Origin of the sequence: Paenibacillus sp. MMO-177 (assembly GCF_037147795.1) — a bacterium.
In the GTDB taxonomy this organism is placed as follows: domain Bacteria; phylum Bacillota; class Bacilli; order Paenibacillales; family Paenibacillaceae; genus Pristimantibacillus.
This window is the reverse complement of the sequence record NZ_JBBCUR010000001.1, coordinates 690,809-713,747: the sequence shown is the minus strand read 5'-3', so window position 1 is coordinate 713,747 and position 22,939 is coordinate 690,809. Positions and strand designations below refer to the sequence as shown.

The window sequence follows — 22,939 nt, the reverse complement described above, 5'->3', positions numbered from 1 at the left end:
ACAAACAACAAGAAGGTGAAACACATGCCCGTGCTGCGACGGCTGCTGAAGCATCGCGCATTGATTATTCTCGCAATACCGGGGATTATCATGCTATTTATCAATAACTATCTTCCGATGTTCGGCATTTTCCTGGCGTTCAAGGATCTGAATTATACGAAGGGCGTATGGGGCAGCGATTGGGTAGGACTGCAGAACTTCAAGTTCCTGTTTGCCTCCAATGACGCATGGATGATCATTAAGCACACGATTTTGTACAATGTCGCTTTCCTGGTCATCAATACGGCATTGGCCGTACTGCTTGCGATTCTGCTCAATGAGGTCAGGCGGAAGGTGCTGTCGAAGTTTTTCCAGAGTGCCGCCATTCTTCCGAACTTTGTATCGATGGTTATCGTTGGCTACCTCGTCTACGGCTTCCTGAATCCGGAGCTTGGCTTTATTAACAAGTCGATTCTCGAACCGATGGGCAAGGAGACGATTGCCTGGTATGCGGAGCCGAAATATTGGCCGTATATTCTCACGATCGTCAATACGTGGAAGACGGTCGGCTACTCCGCCATCGTCTATCTGGCCGCGATTGTTGGCATCGACCAGGAGTATTACGAAGCCGCCCGCATTGACGGGGCGAGCAAATGGAAGCAGATGACCGGCATAACCGTACCGCTCATCACGCCGGTCATTATTATTCTGACGCTGCTTGCGGTAGGCCGGATTTTTAACGCGGATTTCGGCTTGTTCTACCAAGCGACGATGGCTTCGGGGATGCTGAAGGAAACAACCGAGGTTATCGATACCTACGTCTACAACGCTTTGCTGGTAACCGGCGATACGGGGCTCGCATCGTCCGCAGGTCTTCTTCAATCGGTCGTTGGCTTTGTGCTTGTTCTTACGGTCAACTATATCGTGAAGAAATTCAGCAAAGAAAACGCGTTGTTCTAGGGGGCCAAGCATGAAGACGAATAATCGCACAAACCCGTTTATCCTGTTGTTCTTAACCTTGTTCAGTTTGTCTTGTCTCATTCCGTTCTGGCTTGTTTTTATGGTATCGGTGACCAATGAGAACGATCTAACGCGAAACGGCTACACGTTCTGGCCCAAGCATTTCGACTGGGAAGCCTACCGTTACTTGATCCATGATTCCGCGAATATCGCGAGAGCGTACGGGGTAACGATCACGGTTACGCTTACCGGCGTTGTCATCAGTCTGCTGATTACTTCGGCCATGGCCTACGCCTTGTCTCGAACTGAGTTTCCGTATCGGAATGCACTAGGTTTCTATGTATTCTTCACCATGCTGTTCTCCGGCGGACTACTGCCTTGGTATCTGGTTTATACCCGGTTCCTTCATGTGCAGGATACGCTGCTTGCGCTTATCATACCGGGGTTAATCGGCGGCTTCAACGTCTTTATTATCCGGACGTTCTTTACGAACAGCATTCCGCCGTCCCTTGTCGAGTCGGCTAAGATTGACGGCGCGAGCGAGTACCGGACGTACTTCAGCATCATATTGCCGCTATCCCTGCCGGTTATGGCCACAATCGGGCTGTTCACTATCGTTTCCTACTGGAACGACTGGTTCACAAGCCTGGTGTTTATCAATAACGAGAAGCTGTACTCCTTGCAGTATCTGCTTAACAAAACGCTGATGAACGCTTCGTTCCTGCAAAGCATCGCGAACAAGGCCTACAGCAATACCGCCAATGTGACGCAGCCGCTGGAATCGATCCGGATGGCGATGGCGATGGTGGCGATCGGACCGCTTGTGTTCGTGTTTCCGTTCCTGCAGAAGTATTTCGTCAAAGGGCTGACGGTAGGCGCAGTCAAAGGCTAAGTCCGAACTCGCTTCGGTTTAGTATACAGAACTTAAGCTTGATCATTTTGGGGAGGTCACTTTAATGAAAAGGTTTAGACAAAGCTCGTTTGTTCTTCTGACGCTTATCCTTGCGATTGCGTTTGCCGCAACGGGATGCTCGTCGACGAACAAAGCCTCAAACGGCAACAAGGAAGAGAATACGGCTTCGAGCTCGGCGAATACTTCGGCGGAACCGGCAAAAAACGCAGCGAAGGCGCTTGATCCTTATGAGGTCGTGATGGTGTACCCGGACGCGCCGCAAGCGGATCTGGCTAGCGTACAGACCGGAATGAACGATTATTTGAAGCAAACATACCCGGAATTAAATATGACGGTGAAGCTGAATCCGATTGACTGGGGCGCTTGGAACGACAAGACGAACCTTATGATGGCCTCCAACGAGAAGTTCGACCTGCTGTTCACGGCCGACTGGTTAGGCTATAACCAGCAGGTATTAAAGGGCGGATTGCTTCCGCTTGACGAGCTGCTTGCCCAATACGGCCCGGATATCGAGGCGGTGGAAAAGGATTACCACGAGCCGGCCAAACGCGGCGGCAAGCTGTACGGCATTCATACGCATCAGGAGCTGGGCGGCTCGCAAGGCGTCTATCTCGACAAAGCGCTGGTCGACAAATACAACATGGACTTATCCGCTCTGAAATCCGGCAAAGTAGAAGATCTGGAGCCTTTGCTTCAAATCATTAAAGATAATGAGCCAGGCGTAACGCCGCTGGCGGCGCCAAGCTTCCCGCTTGAAGCTTACTATTCGTCGGGCACGCTGGATACGATCTCGAGCGTAGCGGCGGTAAACACATTAAATACGGATCCGAATAGCCTTGATGTCATTAATTCTTTTGAAACGCCTCGTTACAAGGAGCTTGCCGACTTGACCCACAAATGGTTCAAAGCGGGTTTTATTAACAAAGACGCGTTGACTCCGGGGCTTGATGCGTGGAAGAAAATCCAGGCTGGCAAAGCTTTCGCCCTGGTAGGCGATATGGAGATTTTGGCTAACATGGAGATCGGCTCGGTAGCTAAAGCGCCTAACGCATCTATTAAAGCCGGCCATGAAATGATCCAGATCCCGTTAAACGTCGACAGACTGCAAACCGGCAAAATGACGGCAACGATGCAGGCCATCTCCAAAACGTCGAAAGACCCGGCCCGCGCCATGATGCTGCTGAACCTGTTCTTCAAGGATCAAAAGCTTCTGACGCTGTTCAACTTCGGCGTAGAGGGTAAGCATTACGTGCTGAAGAACGGCCAAATCGCGCTGCCTGACGGCAAAACGACAAATGACGTGGGCTTCTATCACGATATTATGTGGCAGATCGGCAATCAGATGCTGAACTACACCCGCGAAGGCGAAGACCCGAACAAATATCAGAACTACGAGAAGTTTAACGAGATGGTCTCGAGCCGTCCGGCCCGCACGTTTGGCTTTATCTTTGATCCGGAACCGGTGAAGAACGAAATTATCGCCATCGACAATGCCAACAAAGCTTTTGTTGACGGACTGAAGTCCGGTCAGCTGGATCCGGAGGAGAACATTCCGAAATTGCTAGAGAAGCAAAAAGCGGCAGGCGTGGACAAAGTCATCGCCGAAGCGCAAAAACAGCTTGACGCTTGGCGCGCGGCAAACGGCAAATAACAGGGGCAGAGCATAAGAAAAAGGTTAGGCATTCGCCCAACCTCAGACCGTAACGAAACCTGCGTTTATCAAACGTCAGGTTTCTTTTTTTTCGATCAGAACGTACTGGCAGGCGTCGTGTCGGAGCACCAGCGCGCGTTGAACAACTCGTGCAGCAGCACCTCGTTTGCTTCTTTCGTGCCGATATAGCGCAGCGCTTCCAGCGCATGTCCGCGCACGTAACGATTGCCGTCCCCAAGCGCTTGCGCCAGCGCAGGCACTGCGGCAGCCGCAGCCGGTCCGATCCGGACGAGCGACAGCCCGGCCGTGAAGCGCACCTGCGTATCCTCGTCGCGAAGCGCTTGGATAAGCGCCGGAACAACCGCGGCCGGATCCGTGCTCATGATGCCGAGTGCTTCAGTCGCCGTGCGGCGGACCGCCGCCGAAGGATGCGCAAGCAATGCGGTGACCTTCGGCACGGCGTTGTCTGAGAAGCCCCGCAGCTCGGAGAGCGCAAATGCGGCATGGTTCGCCGCCGTCTCGCTCTCCAGTTCCAAAGCCTTCGTCAACCCCTCGATCGCTTGGGCGCCAGCGACCGACAAGCCGTAGGAGGCGATTCGGGACACGCTCTCAGAGCCGTTTCGCAGCGCCTCCAGCAGCGCCTCGATACCCGCTTGCCCCCGTGAAGCCAGTTCGTAGGCCGCAATCTGCGCGGAAGGTTCCTGGCCAGAGAGCAGCTGGGAAAGCTCGGCTATAGCCGCTGCTTCCTCCGGCTTCGTTCCCGCAAGCGAAGCGCTTCGACCGGACATCCAGTTCCATACGTCATTGTAGATTGGATTTGCCGCGAACTCAGCCGGCAGCTCCTCTTTCTTATGATCCCAGCTCGGTCCGGCAGGAGCCTGCGTCCGCATGAACTCGAACTTCAGCATGAAGCGTGGATTGCCTAGCAGATTCGGCGTCGAGCGGTGCCAAATATCGTAATGAATCAACGCGAACGTTCCTGCTTCGCCGCTTGCCGTCGCTTCTTCGGCCATTTCGTCGGATGCGAAATTCCGCAAGTCCTGATACTGCGTGCCGGGCATAACGCCTGTCGGCCCAAGCTCGACCGGCGTGTCCTGCGGGAAGTACATGATCATGGCCCACCACGGATGGTGATTGCGCAGACGGTCGTAGCCCCAATAGCTGTCCTTGTGCCAGGCGCCGGGTTTCGGGATGGAATTGTAGTGCCCGTGACGGTGCGTATGCAGCAGGTAGTTCGGACCCAGCACGCTCGTGAGCGCCCCGGTAATGACCGGATTCTCGAATACGCGCTGCATATCGCGAATCCGCGGCAAAATATTGTTTCCGGGATTGCCTTCGCTGTCGTAAATGTCATTCAGCTGCTTCACGAGCCGCTCGTGAAACTCGCGCGGAAAATCCGTCTTCAAAATTAAATATCCGTTTGCGATAAACGATTGTACTTGCTCGTCGGTCAGCAGCAGAGGCTGTTGGTGCGTCATGGTTTCATCGTCCCTTCCAAGGTATGTCATGCAACAAACCGATTATAGGATCCATGCTATCGGCTGCCAATGGATGAGGTTAAGAATAAAGGTTCCAAAACTAAGGTCTTCGTTCCCTGCTGCCGGAAAATCGACTATGATGAAGAAAACGCGGCCTAAAGCCGCACGAAGCTGAACTGGAGATTTCACATGACAAATAGAAGAGAGCATGGCGCTTTAACCGACCTATTGCACGGACTTCAAATCGACGTGCTGGAAGCGCGAAAAACGCTGGTGACCCATGATTGGAACGATTTCGACTATGTGCCCGAATACAATAAGCTGTATTTCATTCTAGAGGGTGAAGGCTGGCTGAAAGTCGGAGGCACGGAGCTGACGCCGTCGCCAGGGGATCTATGTCTGCTCCCTGCCCATACACGGCAATCGTACGCGACGTTGAAGAATCGGCAGCCATTCCATAAATACTGGTGTCATTTCTCGGCTGCCATTGGTCCGTTTGACCTGTTTCAATGGATCGGCGTGCCGCTGTCCGTTCCGGTAGCGGACAGAGAAGAGATGGCCGAGCTGTTCAAGCTGCTGGGCAGCCTGCATGCCAACAAGAATTTCATCGCCAAGCTGCGGGAGAAGTCGATCATGCTCGAGATTATATCCCGGTATTTGGAGCATGTGCCCATCAACATTTTGCAGCACCGTTCTGAGGACATGAAGCGGCTTCAAATCATTCAAGCCTACATCGACAGCCATATGGACGGCAATCTCAAGGTCGAAGACATGGCCAAGGCGGCCCACCTGCATCCCAATTATTTTATCGCGTATTTCAAGAAGCATTTTGGCTTGTCACCTCTTAAGTATGTCAGCATGAAGCGCGTGGACAAGGCCAAAATCCTGCTGTCGACGACGAGTCACAGCGTCAAGGACATCGCCTTGCAGACCGGCTTTAAGGAAACGAACCATTTCGCCAAGTTTTTCCGCAAGGAAACCGGGCAGAGTCCGACCGAATATCGGCAATTCAACGGTTAAAGCTTCGAAAGGAAAACGATAGGGCAATATGTTTTTTTTATATGTTATAGTAAGAGTAATGGAAGATTAAGGAGGGATTTTTATGTTTAATATCCTTATTACGGGTGCCGGCCGCGGACTTGGCGCAGAAATAACTGCCGAAGCGCTGGAGCGCGGGCATCATGTTCTTGCAGGCGTGCGAGATACCGCTGCGCAAGGCAAGCTTGCTGAACTTGCCGCTCAATACGGCGGGCAGCTGGAGCTTGTGCAGCTGGATGTTGCGGATGAAGCGGGAGTGGCCTCGTTAGCAGGGACGTTGCGGCAGCAAGGAAAAGCGATTGGCGCAATCGTCAATAACGCCGCCATCCTCGTAGAACGCAATACGCCGATTGAGGACTTGAATATCGAGGAAGTCGCGAGAACCTTCGATATTAATCTGTTTGGACCTATGCGTGTCGTGAAGCATTTCCTTCCTCTCGTAACGGAGAAGCGCGGAGCCATTATCAATATTTCCTCCGAAGCGGGCAGCATCTCGAATGCTTATCCGGGAGATTACCCGTACGGCATCTCGAAGACGGCGCTCAATATGTTCACGCAGCAGCTTCTGTCAGCCGTGAAGGAGCGGGGCATTCAAGTGCTTAGCGTGCATCCGGGCTGGATGAAGACGGACATGGGCGGGGAAAATGCGCCTACCGATCCGCGCCAAAGCGCGAAGGGAATTCTCGATATGATCGAAGGGCAGCTCGTGCCGCAGGGCAAGTTCAATTTTGTGGATTATACGGGCAAGGAAATGCCGATCTAACAACGTAAGTATTTTATTGAGAAAGCCTGTATCCCGACCGGGGTACAGGCTCTTCGCGTTGTCGTTATTTTGCAGTTGATATGTCAATTCAGCTTGGCAAATAATATATATCATGATATATTGTTATATAATAAACACTTGTCAGAGGGAAGACGGGGGAACGAACAGGATGAACGAATCATCGAAGCCGATGTATGAACGGATTTTCGAAGCGCTCCGAGAAGACATTATGGAGAAGAAATACGTACCGGGCGACCGGGTTCCTTCGGAGAAGGAGCTTGGCGACGAATACAATGTAAGCCGAATTACGAGCAAGAAAGCGCTGGAGCTCCTGGCTAACGAGGGCTACATTATCCGGCAGCCGGGGCGCGGCTCTTTTGTATCGGATCAGCCTGCACCGCAGCCGAAGCAGCAGGCGGCAGCCGGAACTCCGGCCCAGAAGATGCGCAAGGAAGACGGCAGGCTGCTGATTGGCCTTGTGATTACCGACTTTGCGGACAGCTACGGCAACGGGCTTATATACGGCATGGAGGAAGCATCCCGCGAGCATAATTGTTACCTGGTTCTCCGGCGTACGTTTGGCATGCCTTCCCTTGAAGAGGAAGCGATCAAGGGACTGCTGGAGCTTGGCGTGGACGGACTTATTATTTTCCCGGCGCAGGGCGAATATTTTAATGCCGAAATCTTGAAGCTGGTCATTAACCAATTCCCGTTTGTGCTTGTCGACCGCCATTTGAAGGGAATTTCCGCCAGCTCCATTGCCACGGACAATGTAGGCGCCGCCAAGGACGGGACAAACCATTTGTTTGAGCTTGGACATAAATCGATTGCATTTCTGACGCCGCCGCCGGTAGATACAACCGCTATCGAAGAACGGATCGAAGGATTTATTCAAGCCCATGCCGAGAAAGGGATTGTGGTTGACCGGGAAATCTGGGTGGAGAATATTACGTCTACGCTTCCGAAGCATAATACGGAGGAGAACAAGAAGGAGGATATTCAGAAGCTGATCAGCCATCTGAACAAGCATCCGCAGATTACGGCGCTGTTTGCGACGGAATTCAATATCGGGCAGATTGCCTACCAGGCGGTGCAGCAAATGGGCAAGTCCGTGCCAAAGGACTATTCGATTATATGCTTTGACTGTCCGGAGACCAACGGACGTTACCCGTTTACGCATCTGAGCCAAAATCAGCATGAGATGGGGCGTGTTGCTTTCGAGAACGTGCTTAAGCTTTGGGGCGGGCAATCGGTACCGAATAAAATTTTGCTGGACGCTTCGCTTGTTGTCAGCGACTCGACAGGTCCGGCCAAATCCTAATATTAGAATAGATGAAAGCCTCTTTTGCGGAGGCTTTTTTTTGTTTGCCCTTTTTCATGGCGGACACGTTAAAAGCGGCGAATAACAAAATAAGGTTGGAGCACAATATTTTAACAGGGGGTGATGGAGAATCGTGGATAAAGAGAAAGTCGCTGATCTCATTGATGAAAATTATTATAAGATCGAAGAACTGCTTGATCAAAAAATGCAGATCTGGTCCGACTATGTGGTCTTCTCGGGTCTCTGGTGGCTGGGTGTTATTCTGAGCGTTGCGCCTTGGATATTATGGATCCTGCTGCGAAACAAGCAAAGCACGGACCGCATCTTATATGCTGGCTTTCTGAGCACAATCCTGGCACTTATGCTGGATGTATTGGGTGACCAATACGGATTGTGGCATTACAGGTTTAACGTCATCCCGCTTATTCCGACTTATTTCCCTTGGGATGTCACCTTAATGCCTGTGGGCATCATGTTTTTATTACAGTTAAAGCCTGAAGGCAGCCCTTACTTAAAAGCGCTGGTATTTGCCTTAATAACCTCTTATGCTGCAGAGCCCTTTTTCCAGTGGCTTGGCATATATCAACCAATGAAATGGCACCACACGTATTCCGTTCCGATCCAGTTTGGTCTCTATTTATTGGCTCACTACTTTAGTCGCCGACAAAAATTCCAAGAGCTGGCCTGAGCTCGACCTATAAAGAGGGGCAATCGATGTGCATTTGATTCTGGGGGTTATTACCGTAATCGCAGCGTGGAGATACGGGGACTGGCGGCATTGGCAAAGATATCATCACACCATGATGTTTATTGTCATTGGGAACCTGCTTTATAATTTTTTGACGGCCGGCCACTTCCTGTGGAAGCTGAAGCCGGACTTTTTTCCTAACCACAGCTTGACCGAAATGGTATACACCTTTGTCATTTTCCCCGCTACGGCGTTAATGTTTATCTCGAATTACCCTGACCGGCCTAACAAAATCATCGGCCATTACGCAAGGTATATCGGGGTTTACGTAGGGGTGGAGTGGTTCTTTATGCTGACGGACCGGATTGTCTACCAGTACGGTTGGAGTCTTGGCTGGTCTATCTTTTTTGACTTCACTATGTTCCCTTTGCTGTGGATCTTTCATAGGAGACCGCTTGTCGCCTACGGAATCACGTTTGTTCTCTGCGCATTCTATGTCTGGTATTTCAAGATCCCGGTTAACGTTCCCGTTGAACAACGAAATTGATTGCTATGTCGAAGAGCCTCCGGTCTGGAGGCTCTTTTTTGCGTCTGCAGTCCCGGTTGATTAGTATAAAGGTTGGTATAACCTTTTTAAAAATTATATATTGACATACCATATATATGCCAATATAATAGCAATATCAAATGAAAGCGTTTTATAAAAAGCGTTCAAAGGAAACGAGGAGGCGCAAAACTGATGACGCAATCGACAGAAATTCCCGCATCCTTAACGCGGCTAGTGGAGCGTATCAAGGAAAAGACGGCGGATCATCCCAATTGGGCAGCGATATTCGAGAAGGCCATTCACAATACGCTGCAAACTACGATCCAGCGCATGCCGGACGGCACGACATTTGTTATAACAGGCGATATACCAGCTATGTGGCTTCGCGATTCCGCCGCGCAGCTTCGTCCGTTCCTGGTGCTGGCGTCGGAGGATGCCGAGCTCGCCGATCTGATTGAAGGTCTCGTCCTGAGGCAAATGGATTCGATCCTGCTTGATCCTTATGCGAATGCCTTTAACAATGGGCCAACCGGCAAAGGGCATCAAGACGATCTGACCGATATGGGGCCTTCCATCTGGGAGCGCAAATACGAGATCGATTCGCTTTGCTACCCGCTGCAGCTCAGCTACCTGCTCTGGAAGAACACCGGCAGAACCTCGCAATTTGGCGATACCTTCCGCCAAGCCGCGGATGCGATTTTGCATCTCTGGGCAACGGAGCAGCAGCATGAGAGCGCATCGCCTTACCGGTTCCAGCGCTTTAACTGCGCGCCAACGGATACGCTGCTGCGCGAAGGCAAGGGCACGGAGACTGCTTATACCGGCATGACATGGAGCGGCTTCCGCCCAAGCGACGATGCTTGTACATACGGTTACCTTGTGCCGGCTAATATGTTTGCGGTTGTCGTGCTGAACTATTTGAAGGAGATCGCGGAAGAGGTGCTTGGCGATCGGGAGCTTGCGGCAAGAGCGGATAAGCTTGGTGGGGAGCTTCATCAAGGTATCCAAGCCTACGGTATCACCAACCATCCGAAATTCGGAAAAATTTACGCATATGAAACCGACGGATTAGGCCATTACAATTTTATGGATGACGCAAACGTGCCAAGTCTTCTGTCGATTCCCTATCTCGGCTATACCTCGCAGGAGGATCCGATCTACCGCAATACGCGCGATTTTGTGCTAAGCAGCAGCAATCCGTATTACTTCGAAGGCGAAGCGGCAGCCGGAATCGGCAGTCCGCATACCCCGGACCGTTACATCTGGCACATCGCTCTGGCGATGCAGGGCCTGACAACGAATGACCGTTCCGAGAAGGAAAGACTGCTCAGCCTGATGGAAGCCACAACGGCTGGAACCGGCTTTATGCACGAAGGGTTTCATGCGGATGATCCGTATCAGTTCAGCCGTCCATGGTTCTCGTGGGCCAACATGATGTTCAGCGAGCTTCTGCTTGATTATTGCGGGATTCGAGTACAAACGAAATAAAAGCGGTTTCATGGAGAGCAACGCCTAGCGGCGGCTTTCTTCGAAATATATGGTTTGTTACTAAAAAAGGGAGGCATGAAAAGTGAAAAAATGGATCACGATGATCGCCTTGGTCACGGTAGTAGCAACAGCAGCCGGCTGCGCAAAAACAACGACAAGCAGCAACGGCAACAGCTCGGAGAGCAGCAACGCGAATGCAAGCAGCAACGGGCAGGCGGATAACGCTTCAAGCAACTCCGGCGGCGGCAAAGCCGTAGAGCTGACGTTCTGGGGCGACTGGGCCGGTGACGGACAGAAGCAATTCCAGACAATGGTTGATGCTTTCAACAAGTCGCAGGACAAGGTTCACGTAAAATATGTGCTGCAGCAGGATCTGATTACGAAGTTCCTGACGGCCGCCACATCCGGCGGCGCACCTGACGTGCTGCTCTGGGACAGATGGCGTACGCCGCTGTACGCGCCGAAAAACGTGCTTCACCCGATCGATGATTTCATGACGAAAGACGGCTTGAACAAGGACGATTTCTACGGCGAAGCGCTGAAAGAATTGTCTTATGGCGACAAGCTGTACGGCCTTCCTTTAACCGTTGACGCCCGCGCGCTTTTCTATAACAAAAAACTTCTGGCCGACGCAGGCGTAACGCAGCCGCCTACAACTTGGGATGAGCTTGAGCAGGCGGCGATCAAGACAACCAAATGGAACGGAAGCAAGCTTGAAGTAGCAGGCTTCTCGCTTGCCGACAACGGACTTTTTAATATGTATCTTCAACAGGCAGGCGGCTCGATGCTGACCGACGATGGCAAGAAAACGAACTTCAACAACGAAAAAGGCTTGTCCGTGCTTGCGTTCTGGGACCGCATGCTGAACCAGGACAAAGTGTATAAGGTTGGCTTCGAGCAAGGCCTTGGCGAAGGAACCGACGCTTTCGCAACCGGCAAGGTAGCGATGACTTACAACGGTCCTTGGATGCTGAGCACGTACAAGAAATACGGCAAGGATCTGGACTTCGGGGTTGTGCCTCCTCCTGCAGGGCCTAACGGAGACAAAGGCGGCGTGATGGGAGGCTTTGGCCTCGTTATTCCGGAAGCCTCGAAAAATCAGGAAGCGGCGTGGGAATTCATCAAGTGGTGGACGGCAAACAAAGACAACGCGCTTCTATGGGCGAAAACAAGCTTGAACATTCCTGGCTACAAGCCGGCGCTTGACGATCCGTTCTTCAAGGAAGATCCGCTCTGGCAGCCATTCCTCGATACGCTCGAATTCGCGAAGACTCGTCCGGCTCACCCTGGCTACTCCGTCATGGAGACCGAAGCGCTTATTCCTAACCTGCAGCTGTACCAGCAGAAGAAGCAAAACGCGGAGGATACGCTCAAGAAAGCGCAGCAGCGGGGAGACCAGCAGCTCGCGGACAACGAAGACGTGAAATAATTGAAGGTCTCCCGGTGGAACCGACCGGTTGATAAAGGGAGGGAGACCTCCCTTTATCTATTCCGGCAGGCCAAACGGGATTTACTACGAAGGAGGGAGGAGTGCTGATGTCTTCAATGGGCAAGCTGAATCAGCATCAGGCCCGCATGGCCTACCTGTTTATTACGCCAACGATGCTGCTGTTTTTCGCTTTTACCATTATTCCGGTCGTCATGGCGCTCTACTTAAGCTTTACGAACTACGATGTGGTCAGCCGGATGGAATTCGTTAAGCTCGACAACTACAAGAAGCTGCTTGAGGATGATCTGTTCTGGACGACGTTTAAGAACGTATTCTTCTATTCCGTTATTTTCGTGCCGCTCAACATCATCATTTCCTTATTGCTTGCCATGCTTCTGAACTTCAAGCGGTTCGGCGTCAAGCTATTCCGTACGTTGAATTATCTTCCGACCTTAACCTCCGCCGTTGCGGCGTCCACCGTCTGGATCTGGCTGCTCCATCCGGAGTTCGGCCTGGTGAACAACCTGCTTAACTACGTGGGCATTACCGGTCCGGCTTGGCTCGCTCAGACCGAGACGGCGATGTTCTCCATTATTATGGTGACGTTGTGGCAGTCGGTCGGCTCCAATATGATCATTTATATCGCCGGCCTGCAAGGCGTACCGGATTACTTGTACGAATCCGCCAAGCTGGACGGAGCGACGGCTTTTGCGCGTTTCCGCTATATTACGTGGCCGCAGCTTCGGCCAACAACCTTCCTTGTCAGCACGATGGCGATTATCGGGGCGCTGCAGTTGTTCGACCAGGCCTTTGTCTTGACGCAGGGCGGTCCGGGCAACGTGACGAAAACTCCGGTATATCTCATTTATAACCAGGGCTTCAACCAGCTCAAGATGGGTTATGCTTCCGCCCAAGCGTTTGTGCTGGCCGTGGCGATTCTGATCTTTTCCTTCATTAACATGCGCATCAATAAATCCGAGGAACCGATTGTGTAAGGAGGCACGCAAATGGCACAGCCTATTGTCAAATCCATTGCAGTACGCGCACCCAAGCCGCCTTCTTATACTCTCAAAAGGGTTCTGGTCGGCGTGTTGTTCTACGCGGTTGCGATAGTTATAGCGGCAGCCATGTTTCTGCCGTTTTTCTGGAGTCTGATTACTTCGTTTAAACCAAGCAACGAGATCTTCTCGGTGCCGATCAAGTGGATTCCGTCCACGCTTACGTTAGAGCATTACCGGTCGGCGTTTACGACCGTGCCGTTTGCCGGTTATTTCGCAAACTCCTTTATCCTGGCCGCAGCGGGCGTATTATGCAACCTGTTCTTTGGGTCTATCAGCGGCTACGCCTTTGCCAAGCTGAACTTCAAGCTGAATAAACCGCTGTTCCGCATCCTGCTGGCGGCGATGATGATTCCCGGCATCGTAACGATGATTCCAAGCTTCTACGTATTGAAGCATTTCCCGCTGATTGGCGGCAATGACATCCTTGGGGCAGGGGGTAACGGCTTCCTGAACTCCTTCTGGGGAATTATTCTGCCGGGTGCGTCCGGATCGTTTGCGGTCTTCTTCATGCGGCAGTTCTTCCTGACGCTGCCTTCCGACATGATGGAGATGGCGCGGATCGAAGGTGCCGGAGAGTTCCGGATTTTCTGGAATATTTATTTGCCGCTGACGAAGCCGGCGCTTGCAACCCTTTCGATCTTTACCTTCCAGGCGGGCTGGAACAGCTTCCTGTGGCCGATGATCGTCTTGAATGATCCGGCAAAAGCAACGATACAGATGGGACTGCAGGCGTTCTCGTTCAACCATCAGACCGATTTCGGTCCCATGATGGCCGGTGCGCTGATCGCGATCCTGCCGATTCTCGTCTTGTTCCTTCTGCTTCAGAAGTATTTCGTACAGGGCATTGCCTTTACGGGAACGAAAGGCTGATCGCATTGAATCGTAACAAGCGGTATTTATGGCTGGCCGGCGCTGCGGCAGTTATCGTCATCGCGTTGGTCTGGTCATTGATCTGGAAGGATAAAACGGCAGCAACCTCCGTCATTTGGCAGGAGCGGGCAGAAGAAGCGCAGCTTGAGTTGACAAAGTCCTTCTGGGACGACAAGCGAGGGCTTTACAACAATGCCGCACCATGTATCGCTCAGCTATGCTCCGATCCGTTTAACTATTGGTGGCTGGCGCATGCGGTGGATGTGCTGGTCGACGGCTATGAGCGCAGCGGCGATGAACGGTACGCGGAGCAAATCGCCAAGCTGTATCAAGGTCTGCTTGACCGCAATGCCGGCGTGATGATCAACGATTATTACGATGATATGGAATGGATGGCGCTAGCCTGGCTGAGAGCCTATGACGCTACCAAGGACGAGAAGTATAAGAAGGCAGCGCTTGAACTGTGGGAAGAGATTAAAGGCGGCTGGAACGAGGAAATGGGCGGCGGCATCGCTTGGCGCAAGGAGCAGACCGATTACAAGAATACGCCGGCGAATGCTCCTGCGGCTATTTTGGCGGCACAGCTGTACGGGCATTTCCATAACGGGGAAGATTTGGCCTGGGCGAAAAAGATTTACGACTGGCAAAAAGAGACGCTTGTGGATCCGGATACCGGTCTCGTATGGGACGGAATCAACCGGACGGGCGACGGCAATATCGACAAGGAATGGATTTTCACGTATGGCCAAGGCGTCTATATCGGGGCCGGCGTGGAGTTGTTCAGGGCAACGGAGGATAAGGCTTATCTGGTGGATGCCCGCCGGACGGCGGCTCATTTGAAGGAAGCGTTCCTGTCTCCGGCAACCGGCATGCTTCCATCGGAAGGCGACGGCGACGGAGGCTTGTTCAAAGGCGTATTAATCCGTTATTTGGGAGAACTGATCGCCGCTGATCCGGATGGACCGGAGCGTAAAGAATGGATTGACATGCTTCAGACCAACGCGAACAGCTTATGGCAATACGGCAAAGCGGAAGACAAAGCGGTATTCAGCAATTCATGGGCCGAAGCGCCGGCTGGCGTCGTGCAGTTAAGCACGGAACTAAGCGGAATGATGCTGCTCGAGCAGATGGCCGTATTGGAGAAAAACGGACAATTACAGTAGGCAGAGGATACGGGGAGAGTGAGAGCAATGGTGTGGGCAGCAAGAGCGGAAGAAGCGCAGCAGGCATTGGAGCAGTTATATTGGAACCCTTCGATTAATATGTACGATATCGAAATTCCGTGCCCCGACGGCGCTTGCAATACGATTTTTCATTACTGGTGGATGGCGCATGCGGTGGATGCATTGGCGGATGGACTGAACCGGACGGGAAGCGACTTCTACCGGGAGCGGCTGGCTGCGTTCCATGAGGGGATCCTTAACCGCAACGGCGGCGCGTGGCCAAATGAACTGTACGACGACATGGAATGGATGGCCATCGCTTGGCTGCGGGCTTATCAAGCGACGGGCGAAGAAAAATATAAAGGAGCGGCCCTTCTCTTGTGGGAGGATATCCAAACCGGATGGAATGAGCATGCGGGCGGCGGAATCGCTTGGCAGAAGCCGCAGCTCGATTACAAGAATACCCCTGCCAACGCCCCTGCCGTGATTTTGGCGGCAAGATTGTATCAGGCGTTTGGCCGGGAAGAGGATCTGGCGTGGGCTCACAAGATCTTCAATTGGCTGAAGGCAAGCCTCGTGGATCCGGAGAGCGGTTTTGTCTGGGACGGCATGAACCGGACCGGCGACGGGTCGATTGATAAGGACTGGAAATTTACTTACTGCCAAGGCGTCTACATTGGCGCGGCGGTAGAGCTGTACCGGATTACGGGCGACTCGGCTTATTTGCGGGACGCGGATCGTACGGCGAAGGCAGCTGCTGACGAGCTGCTTCAGGGCGGTCTATGGCCGGACGAAGGCGATGGAGACGGCGGCTTGTTCAAAGGCATTCTGATCCGCTATCTGGGCGAGCTGGCTTCCGTATCGGAGGAGCGGGCAGAGCTGTCGGCGCTGCTGGAGCAGCAGGGCCAGGCTCTCTGGACGCGTGGCGCCGATCCGGCGCGCAAGGTGTTCAGTACCTTCTGGAGCGTTCAGCCGGAGGAGCGCGTTACGTTAAGCACGCAGCTTAGCGGCATTATGCTGCTGGAGCAGCTGGCTGTGCTGGAGAAGCGCGGTTTGACAAGCACGGCACAAACCGAGGAGGTACAGTCCTGATGGCGGCACAGGGAAAATGGGCAGAACGCGCGGCAATCGCGCAGGAGGATTTTCGCCGTCTGTTCTGGAATAAAGAGCGCGGCGTAATGGATCAGGTGGTGCCTTGCAACGGCACTTGCAATGACCATTGGATTTATTGGTGGCATGCGCATGTGGTAGACGTATTGGTAGATTCCCTGGAGCGCACAAAGTCGGAAGAGGATGAGATTCTGCTGGAGCGGGCATTCCGCGGGGCAAAGAAATGGAACGGCGATACGCTGCTTCATAACTACTACGATGATATGGAATGGATGGCGCTTGCGCTGCTGAGAGCCTATAGTGCGACGGGGAAGTCGTTCTACAAGGAAGGCGCACATGAGCTGTGGGAAGATATCAAGACGGCGTGGAACGATCATATGGGCGGCGGCATGGCTTGGAAGAAGGATCAGCTGGACTACAAAAACACGCCTGCGAATGCCCCGGCCTCCATTCTGGCTGCGCGCCTCTATCAGTTGGACCGCCGCGAAGAAGACTTGGAATGGGCGAAGCGGATCTACCAATTCAATAAGGAACGGCTTGTTGATCCGAAGACCGGCTTTGTCTGGGACGGCATGAACCGGCTGGGCGACGGCAAGATCGATTACGATTGGAAATATACGTATTGCCAGGGCGTCTTTATCGGAGCCGGCATAGAGCTGTACCACTGCACGGGGGATGAAAGCTATCTCGTTGATGCACAGAGAACGGCAGGGGCAACCGTCCAGGAGCTGGTTGATCCGGAGACGGGCATGTTGCCGCGCGAGGGGAACGACGACTGCGGCCTGTTCAAAGGCATTCTGATCCGTTATCTGGTTAACCTCATCCGTATTCAGCCTGATTTGTCGCTGCCATGGGTTAATTTGATCCGGCATAATGCGGGCTCCTTATGGGAGCGGGGACGCTCGGAAGCCGGCTTGTTCAGCTTATCCTGGGCAGGAGAGCCGGAGCCGGTAGTTCAGCTAAGCGGCCAGCTAAGCGGCCTGATGCTTCTTGAGGCGATGGCGGAGCTGGAGAGAGACGGCTTCCTCGCGCCTAGATAGAAGCAGGCGGCTTGCTCTGGCGGTACAGCATCCGGAACTGCTTTGGCGTCTTGCCGGTACGTTTGTGGAAGCAGCGAACGAAATACGGGAAGGAGCCAAAGCCGGTATCCTCGGCAATTGCGCCAACAGGATCGTTCGTATGAATAAGCAGTCTTTTAGCCTGTTCGATCCGGTATTGGGTCACATAATCAAGCGGCGTGCAGCCAAACGTTCTTTTCATGCACAAGGCGATATAGTTGGCGTGAAAATGCAGCTCCTCCGCCATCCGCTTATAGCTCAGCGGGTCGCGGTAATGCTTGCGCAAATAGAGGGCTGCATCCTCGGCCAGCTGCAGATGGGAGCTTTGCGTTGTCTCTTCTTTGCTGTCCTCCTGAAGCTTAAGGAGAATCGCGTGGAACAGCTGCTGCTCCTGCCAGCGGGAGTTTCCGGCCGGATTCTCATACAGGTGAAGAAGCTCGCGGAACAACTCTTCTGCTCTTCCGAGGCTTTGGACCGGGCCGGAGCGCGGCAGATAGAAGGAGAAGTATTCGATAGGCGGATAAAGAGGCTCTTGCTCAGGCGGCAAGGGCTCTTTGTCGTAAGGCTCGGGATGCCACTGTCCGGTCGTCTGGAAATGCAGCCAGTAGAAATGAGTCTCTTCCCTGCAAGGGATGGCGGTATGATGGTCCAGGTCCGGACGCAAAATGCCGAAATGACCGGCTGGCAAGGTGAGTTCGTTCTCCTCCTCCGCCAGGTACAGACATCCTCTGGTCACAAACAGAAGGTCGAATACGCCGATGCTGCTGCGGTCGGGATGCTTTCTGCCCGGCTGGTACGTGTCTTCCCCGATTTGAACAAAGTGGGGCATAGGCGGACATTCAAAATGAAACATTATCAGAATCCTCCGATTGAACAGGAATGAGTCCAGTATAAGTAATTACGGGAGCTTCGTAAACTTACCTCCGAATCTATTAAGTTGTAATCGGACAATTAGTAGTTGCGATTGTCTATCCAGCCCGAGGCCGGTCTAATGGTATATTCGAAGCAGACGAATGGGAGGGAGCTTAACCATGAAAAGTATCTTTGAGGCTTTGCCGCTCGGCAGCATTCAAGCGGAGGGGTGGCTGTACAACCAGCTTCGGATTCAGGCGGACGGATTAACGGGACATCTGGAGGAGCATTGGCCGGACGTTGGCCCGGATAACGGATGGATTGGCGGCAACGGCGAAAGCTGGGAGCGCGGTCCGTATTATTTGGACGGCTTGCTGCCGCTTGCGTATATTTTGAACGATGAGACATTGATCGCAAAGGCAAACCGATGGGTGGAATGGGCGCTGAACAGCCAGCAGAAGAGCGGCATGTTCGGGCCGGCGCGAATCGAGACGGTCAATAATGACGTAAGCAAGGAGCAGGATTGGTGGCATTACATGATCATGCTCAAGGTCTTTACGCAATACGAGGAAGCGACCGGCGATGCGCGGGTTATTCCGTTCCTGACGAAATTCGCGGATTACGTAGCCGGGAAGATTGAGGAGCAGCCGCTGCAGGGATGGGCCAAAGCGCGCGGAGCGGAGCTGCTTCTCTGCCTCATCTGGCTGTATAAGCGCACCGGCAAGGAAGAACTGCTGAAGCTGGCTTCCATCGTGAAGGAGCAGACAACGGATTGGACCGATATCTTTTACGATTTTCCGTTCTGGCGGAAGGTTGAGCAGTGGGATTGGAGAACGCATGTCGTTAATGTGGCGATGGGACTCAAGACGCCGGGCGTGCTCTACGAGCTGACCGAGGACAGCCATGAGCTGGAGGCGGTGTACCGCGGAATCGAAAGCCTGATGACTTATCACGGTCAGGCGCATGGCATGTTCTCCGGCGACGAATGGCTGTCGGGCACGCATCCAAGCCAAGGCGTGGAATTATGCGCGGTAGTGGAATACATGTTCACGCTGGAGCAGCTGACGCGGATTTTCGGGGACGGCAAATTTGCCGACGTATTGGAAAAGGTAGCCTTTAACGCTTTGCCTGCCGCCATTTCGGCAGATTGGACTTCCCATCAATACGATCAGCAGGTAAATCAGATTATTTGCAACGTAGCTCCGCGTGCCTGGAGCAACGGTCCTTATGCCAACGTCTTTGGCCTGGAGCCGAATTTCGGCTGCTGCACGGCTAACATGCACCAGGGCTGGCCTAAGCTGGTTTCCCATTTGTGGATGAATGATAATGAGGGCGGACTAGCTGCCGCTTCTTATGCTCCTTGTTTTGTCCGTACGGATGTCGCGGGCGGCGTGAAGGCCGAGCTTCGCGTATCCGGGGAGTATCCGTTCCGGGAGCGGGTAAAGGTAGAGCTTCAGCTGGAGCGTCCGGCCAGCTTTGCGTTAAGGCTGCGTATTCCGGGCTGGTGCGAAGCGCCGGTCATTACAGTAAATGGCACCGCCGCTGCGCTTGAAATCAAGCAAGGTTATGCGGCCATTCACCGCGAATGGCAGACGGGGGACCGCATTGAGCTGTCGCTGCCGATGGAGCCGAAAACCGTCTCCCGCAATTTGTATGCCGTAAGCGTGGAACGCGGCCCTCTTGTGTATGCCCTTCCCGTGGAAGAGAGCTGGCAGCTTCTGCGGAAGCGCGAACGGTTCCATGATTATGAGCTGTATCCGGCTTCCCCTTGGAAATACGGCTTGCTTGCGGATACGACATTCAAAGTGGTCACGAGCAGCGAGGAAATTCCGTACCAGCCTTTCCTGGCTTTAGAGTCTCCTGTTAAGCTCGGGGTGTTGGGTCAGCTGGTGCCGGATTGGAAAATGGAGGGCAATAATGCAGGAACTCCGCCAATCGCACCGAATACAGATGATCAGCCGATCACCGAGCTTGTGCTTGTTCCGTATGGGGGAGCAAAGCTTCGGATAGGCGAATTCCCGTTAATCGGCGAACGTAAGACAGCGAGAACGCGATAAGAAGGAAACTAACAGACGAGGTGTAAGAAGAATGACGGTAAATCAAGCAAACGAAGGATTATTTCACGGCGAACGCGCGATTTGGCTGCGTTACGGCCAATTTGAGGCTGCTCTTCTTCCTGAGATTGGCGGCAACCTGATTGCTTTTCGGGATGTGGAAAAGGAATACCGCTTCCTGCATGAACCAACGCCCGAGGAGATGGAGAGCTTCAAGGCAAGACCGATGATCCATGGCATTCCCGTGTTGTTCCCGCCGAACCGCTATGAGGACGGCAAATTCCCGTGGGAGGGGAAAGTTCATCAATTTGAAGTCAATGAACCGGCTACGGGCAACCATCTTCACGGTTTTCTTTATCAGACGCCATGGCAGGTAGAAGATTTCGGCGTTAACAAAACGGAGAGCTATGTGGTCGTATCGGTTCAGGTCAATGAGAACCATCCTTCCTATGCGAGCTTCCCGTTCAACTATACGATCCGCCTCCGTTATTCATTAAGCGAGAATGGCCTGCTGCAGCAGGTTACGGTCCGCAATGACGGCGAAGAGGTAATGCCTTGCCTGCTCGCTTTCCATACGTCGGTGAACGCGCCGTTCGTGCCGGGCGGAGAGGCTAAGGATTACCGCATCCATATGACGCTTGGCGAGCGTTGGGAGCTGAACGAGCGGATGCTGCCAACGAAGCAGTATCAGGTTCTGAAGGAAGAAGAGCAGCTTATGCGCGACAGCGGCGTATATCCGTTCTTCGAAGCGATGGATAACCACTATACGGCTCGCCCGCAGAACGGACGCAACCGGATGGAGCTGACCGATACAAAAGCGGGCATCAAGCTTGTTTATGATGTAGGCACCTCCTACAAGCAGTGGATGATCTGGAATAACAACGCGACGGAAGGCTTCTTCTGCCCAGAGCCGCAGATTAACCTGGTGAACGCTCCCAATGTGGATCTGCCGGCCGATGAAATCGGCCTTCTCAGCTTGGCTGCGGGAGAGATTTTCGAGGAATCCAGCCGGCTTTATGTTATAAAGGGCTAAGGCTAATAGCGTAAGCGCGAGGGGCTGCCTCTCGTCATCCGTGGGATGATGAGGGGCAGCTTTTTTTGTCTGCGTATGTCAGGCTGCTCGCTTAATCGCCCAACCCCGTGATCGTCTGGTTGCCGATTTCTGCACACTTGTTCGCCTTCACGTTGCTCGACCGTTCGCTTACTCGTCTATTGCCGAATAACCTGTCGTCGACTCTCCTCTCGTCGACTCTCCTATCGCAGACTCGCCTGTCGTCGACTCTCCTATTGCCGAATAACCTGATCCGTCTGACTGCTAACGAAACTACATAACGCTATTCGCTCCAAAACGAGGACTTTGTAATTCTAACGAAACTACATATCGTTATTGACGGTGTATTGGTGCAATTTGACCGTCAAAGTGCCAAATAGCGATATATAGTTTCGTTAAAACTGGCGAGAGGATGTTTTTCGCATTCTAAGGCTCTGTAGTTTCGTTAGCGTGGCAATGCGCAACTTCGGCGATCCTTATGCGTTAAAACTTTCATACGAATAAGGATAATATTTACAAAAACTAGCAATCGATGGTGGAGGAAATGTTATGGGGATTTTTTTGATCATTGCATTCGTTATTATTCTGCTGGCCGTGCTTAATATTGACGGGAAGATGAAGAAGCAATTGGAGAATGAGAAGCTGATTATAGAGAAGCTTGATGCTCTGCTCCATATTCAAACGAATAGAGACAAGATGGAATAGAAGTACGGTTATGGACATTAATCTTCCCGGGTGGTACTGCTATGAAAATGCAATCTCTAAAAAATGTTTTGACCGTGTGCGAAAATATAGAATGTCGAGAAGCAGTGTTTGGATCGACAGTCCTATTAATGAATCCTTTAAGCTCGTGGTGACAATGCCATCATGCACCATAGAATCTCCATATACGGGAAACCCTGCCCCCAATGCAGTAAGCCGTTGCGCACACCGCAAGCAAAAATGTGTATGGCATGTGGAGAGAGGGTTAATCTAGCGGGCTAGTACCAAAGAAAATGCAGCCGATCGTTACTCCGATGGGCTGCATTTTTAGGTTGTTTTACAAGCCTCACGCCAGGAGGAGCGTCTATTGTATCGTAACCGGTCTTATCGGAGGATAGGAACTGGCCGGCGCGATGGAACCTCCAGGTATTGTCGGTTGAGAGAAGCAGATTGCGATCCCCGTACAGTTCCGCTATAACGCCCATGCGTAAGTCTCCGCTGTTATAAGCCCGGTTCATCAGATGCTGCTGGTGGGAATACTCTCCATCGGTAAAAGCGGCATTTTCCTTGTGTGCAGCATGGAGGTGAAGATCCGTAAATTCGGGATCCGTAATCCAGCTTGCTTGCCATTTGCTCATTGGGTCACCTCTAAACGGCTTGTTGTTTTAGCGATACAAATAAACGAGTATGAATAACTTTACTATATGTACAGCGGGTAAGGGCACAATAGATATTTTTCCGGAGGTGAACACGATTCCGATTC

Annotated in this window: 21 protein-coding genes; 18 read left to right on the top strand and 3 right to left on the bottom strand. The window is 52.6% G+C overall.

Translation table 11 applies throughout. The features are described 5' to 3' along the window. Positions 1 to 24 precede the first annotated feature (24 nt). From WFK81_RS03195 to WFK81_RS03185, 3 genes are all read left to right on the top strand, one after another. A complete protein-coding gene (locus WFK81_RS03195) occupies positions 25 to 939 on the top strand; it encodes an ABC transporter permease (protein ID WP_127491635.1) in 915 nt (304 codons plus the stop codon). Positions 940 to 949: 10 nt separating this feature from the next. Continuing rightward, positions 950 to 1,831 (top strand): carbohydrate ABC transporter permease, encoded by an 882-nt coding sequence (locus WFK81_RS03190; protein WP_127491633.1) that lies wholly within the window; start codon positions 950 to 952, stop codon positions 1,829 to 1,831. Positions 1,832 to 1,895: 64 nt separating this feature from the next. Beyond that, a complete protein-coding gene (locus WFK81_RS03185) occupies positions 1,896 to 3,503 on the top strand; it encodes an ABC transporter substrate-binding protein (RefSeq protein ID WP_336784991.1) in 1,608 nt (535 codons plus the stop codon). Positions 3,504 to 3,598: 95 nt separating this feature from the next. On the opposite strand, the gene WFK81_RS03180 is transcribed toward WFK81_RS03185, so the two are convergent. After that, positions 3,599 to 4,981, bottom strand: coding sequence for a HEAT repeat domain-containing protein (locus WFK81_RS03180; RefSeq protein ID WP_336784990.1), 1,383 nt, complete (start codon positions 4,979 to 4,981; stop codon positions 3,599 to 3,601). Between the two features lie 189 nt (positions 4,982 to 5,170). Here WFK81_RS03180 and WFK81_RS03175 point away from each other — a divergent pair, with 189 nt between their 5' ends. The 12 genes from WFK81_RS03175 to WFK81_RS03120 all read left to right on the top strand — a co-directional run bounded on the left by WFK81_RS03175 (position 5,171) and on the right by WFK81_RS03120 (position 17,499). After that, positions 5,171 to 6,001, top strand: coding sequence for an AraC family transcriptional regulator (locus WFK81_RS03175; protein WP_336784989.1), 831 nt, complete (start codon positions 5,171 to 5,173; stop codon positions 5,999 to 6,001). An 82-nt stretch (positions 6,002 to 6,083) separates the two neighbouring features. Then, complete coding sequence (locus WFK81_RS03170; RefSeq protein ID WP_336784988.1) at positions 6,084 to 6,782, top strand: SDR family oxidoreductase; 699 nt, start codon at positions 6,084 to 6,086, stop codon at positions 6,780 to 6,782. A gap of 169 nt (positions 6,783 to 6,951) precedes the next feature. Then, the gene (locus tag WFK81_RS03165; RefSeq protein ID WP_336784987.1) at positions 6,952 to 8,103 is read left to right on the top strand and encodes a GntR family transcriptional regulator; all 1,152 of its coding nucleotides are present in this window, start codon (positions 6,952 to 6,954) and stop codon (positions 8,101 to 8,103) included. Between the two features lie 133 nt (positions 8,104 to 8,236). After that, the gene (locus tag WFK81_RS03160) at positions 8,237 to 8,791 is read left to right on the top strand and encodes a CBO0543 family protein (RefSeq protein ID WP_336784986.1); all 555 of its coding nucleotides are present in this window, start codon (positions 8,237 to 8,239) and stop codon (positions 8,789 to 8,791) included. A gap of 28 nt (positions 8,792 to 8,819) precedes the next feature. Further along, a complete protein-coding gene (locus WFK81_RS03155; RefSeq protein ID WP_336784985.1) occupies positions 8,820 to 9,338 on the top strand; it encodes a CBO0543 family protein in 519 nt (172 codons plus the stop codon). A 192-nt stretch (positions 9,339 to 9,530) separates the two neighbouring features. Then, positions 9,531 to 10,826 carry a glycoside hydrolase family 125 protein gene (locus WFK81_RS03150; protein ID WP_336784984.1) on the top strand — a complete coding sequence of 432 codons (1,296 nt, stop codon included), beginning with the start codon at positions 9,531 to 9,533 and terminating at the stop codon, positions 10,824 to 10,826. 82 nt (positions 10,827 to 10,908) lie between these two features. Further along, the gene (locus WFK81_RS03145) at positions 10,909 to 12,255 is read left to right on the top strand and encodes an ABC transporter substrate-binding protein (protein WP_336784983.1); all 1,347 of its coding nucleotides are present in this window, start codon (positions 10,909 to 10,911) and stop codon (positions 12,253 to 12,255) included. Positions 12,256 to 12,362: 107 nt separating this feature from the next. Next, positions 12,363 to 13,250, top strand: coding sequence for a carbohydrate ABC transporter permease (locus tag WFK81_RS03140; protein WP_336784982.1), 888 nt, complete (start codon positions 12,363 to 12,365; stop codon positions 13,248 to 13,250). Positions 13,251 to 13,262: 12 nt separating this feature from the next. Continuing rightward, complete coding sequence (locus WFK81_RS03135; RefSeq protein WP_336784981.1) at positions 13,263 to 14,186, top strand: carbohydrate ABC transporter permease; 924 nt, start codon at positions 13,263 to 13,265, stop codon at positions 14,184 to 14,186. Positions 14,187 to 14,191: 5 nt separating this feature from the next. After that, the gene (locus tag WFK81_RS03130; protein ID WP_336784980.1) at positions 14,192 to 15,349 is read left to right on the top strand and encodes a glycoside hydrolase family 76 protein; all 1,158 of its coding nucleotides are present in this window, start codon (positions 14,192 to 14,194) and stop codon (positions 15,347 to 15,349) included. 27 nt (positions 15,350 to 15,376) lie between these two features. Further along, the gene (locus WFK81_RS03125; protein ID WP_336785473.1) at positions 15,377 to 16,441 is read left to right on the top strand and encodes a glycoside hydrolase family 76 protein; all 1,065 of its coding nucleotides are present in this window, start codon (positions 15,377 to 15,379) and stop codon (positions 16,439 to 16,441) included. Continuing rightward, positions 16,441 to 17,499 carry a glycoside hydrolase family 76 protein gene (locus WFK81_RS03120; protein ID WP_336784979.1) on the top strand — a complete coding sequence of 353 codons (1,059 nt, stop codon included), beginning with the start codon at positions 16,441 to 16,443 and terminating at the stop codon, positions 17,497 to 17,499. The genes WFK81_RS03125 and WFK81_RS03120 overlap by 1 nt, the downstream gene beginning before the upstream one ends. Here WFK81_RS03120 and WFK81_RS03115 read toward each other — a convergent pair. Then, positions 17,492 to 18,370, bottom strand: a complete 879-nt coding sequence (locus WFK81_RS03115) for a helix-turn-helix transcriptional regulator (protein ID WP_336784978.1) — start codon at positions 18,368 to 18,370, stop codon at positions 17,492 to 17,494. The genes WFK81_RS03120 and WFK81_RS03115 overlap by 8 nt on opposite strands. A 178-nt stretch (positions 18,371 to 18,548) precedes the next feature. Here WFK81_RS03115 and WFK81_RS03110 point away from each other — a divergent pair, with 178 nt between their 5' ends. The 3 genes from WFK81_RS03110 to WFK81_RS03100 all read left to right on the top strand — a co-directional run bounded on the left by WFK81_RS03110 (position 18,549) and on the right by WFK81_RS03100 (position 22,179). Further along, complete coding sequence (locus tag WFK81_RS03110; RefSeq protein ID WP_336784977.1) at positions 18,549 to 20,426, top strand: beta-L-arabinofuranosidase domain-containing protein; 1,878 nt, start codon at positions 18,549 to 18,551, stop codon at positions 20,424 to 20,426. A 31-nt stretch (positions 20,427 to 20,457) separates the two neighbouring features. Next, positions 20,458 to 21,456, top strand: coding sequence for an aldose 1-epimerase (locus WFK81_RS03105; RefSeq protein ID WP_336784976.1), 999 nt, complete (start codon positions 20,458 to 20,460; stop codon positions 21,454 to 21,456). Positions 21,457 to 22,023: 567 nt separating this feature from the next. Further along, entirely contained in the window at positions 22,024 to 22,179 is a 156-nt protein-coding gene (locus tag WFK81_RS03100; RefSeq protein WP_336784975.1) for a hypothetical protein, read from the top strand. Between the two features lie 275 nt (positions 22,180 to 22,454). Here WFK81_RS03100 and WFK81_RS03095 read toward each other — a convergent pair whose 3' ends face one another. Beyond that, a complete protein-coding gene (locus tag WFK81_RS03095) occupies positions 22,455 to 22,814 on the bottom strand; it encodes a hypothetical protein (RefSeq protein WP_336784974.1) in 360 nt (119 codons plus the stop codon). Positions 22,815 to 22,939 lie beyond the last annotated feature (125 nt).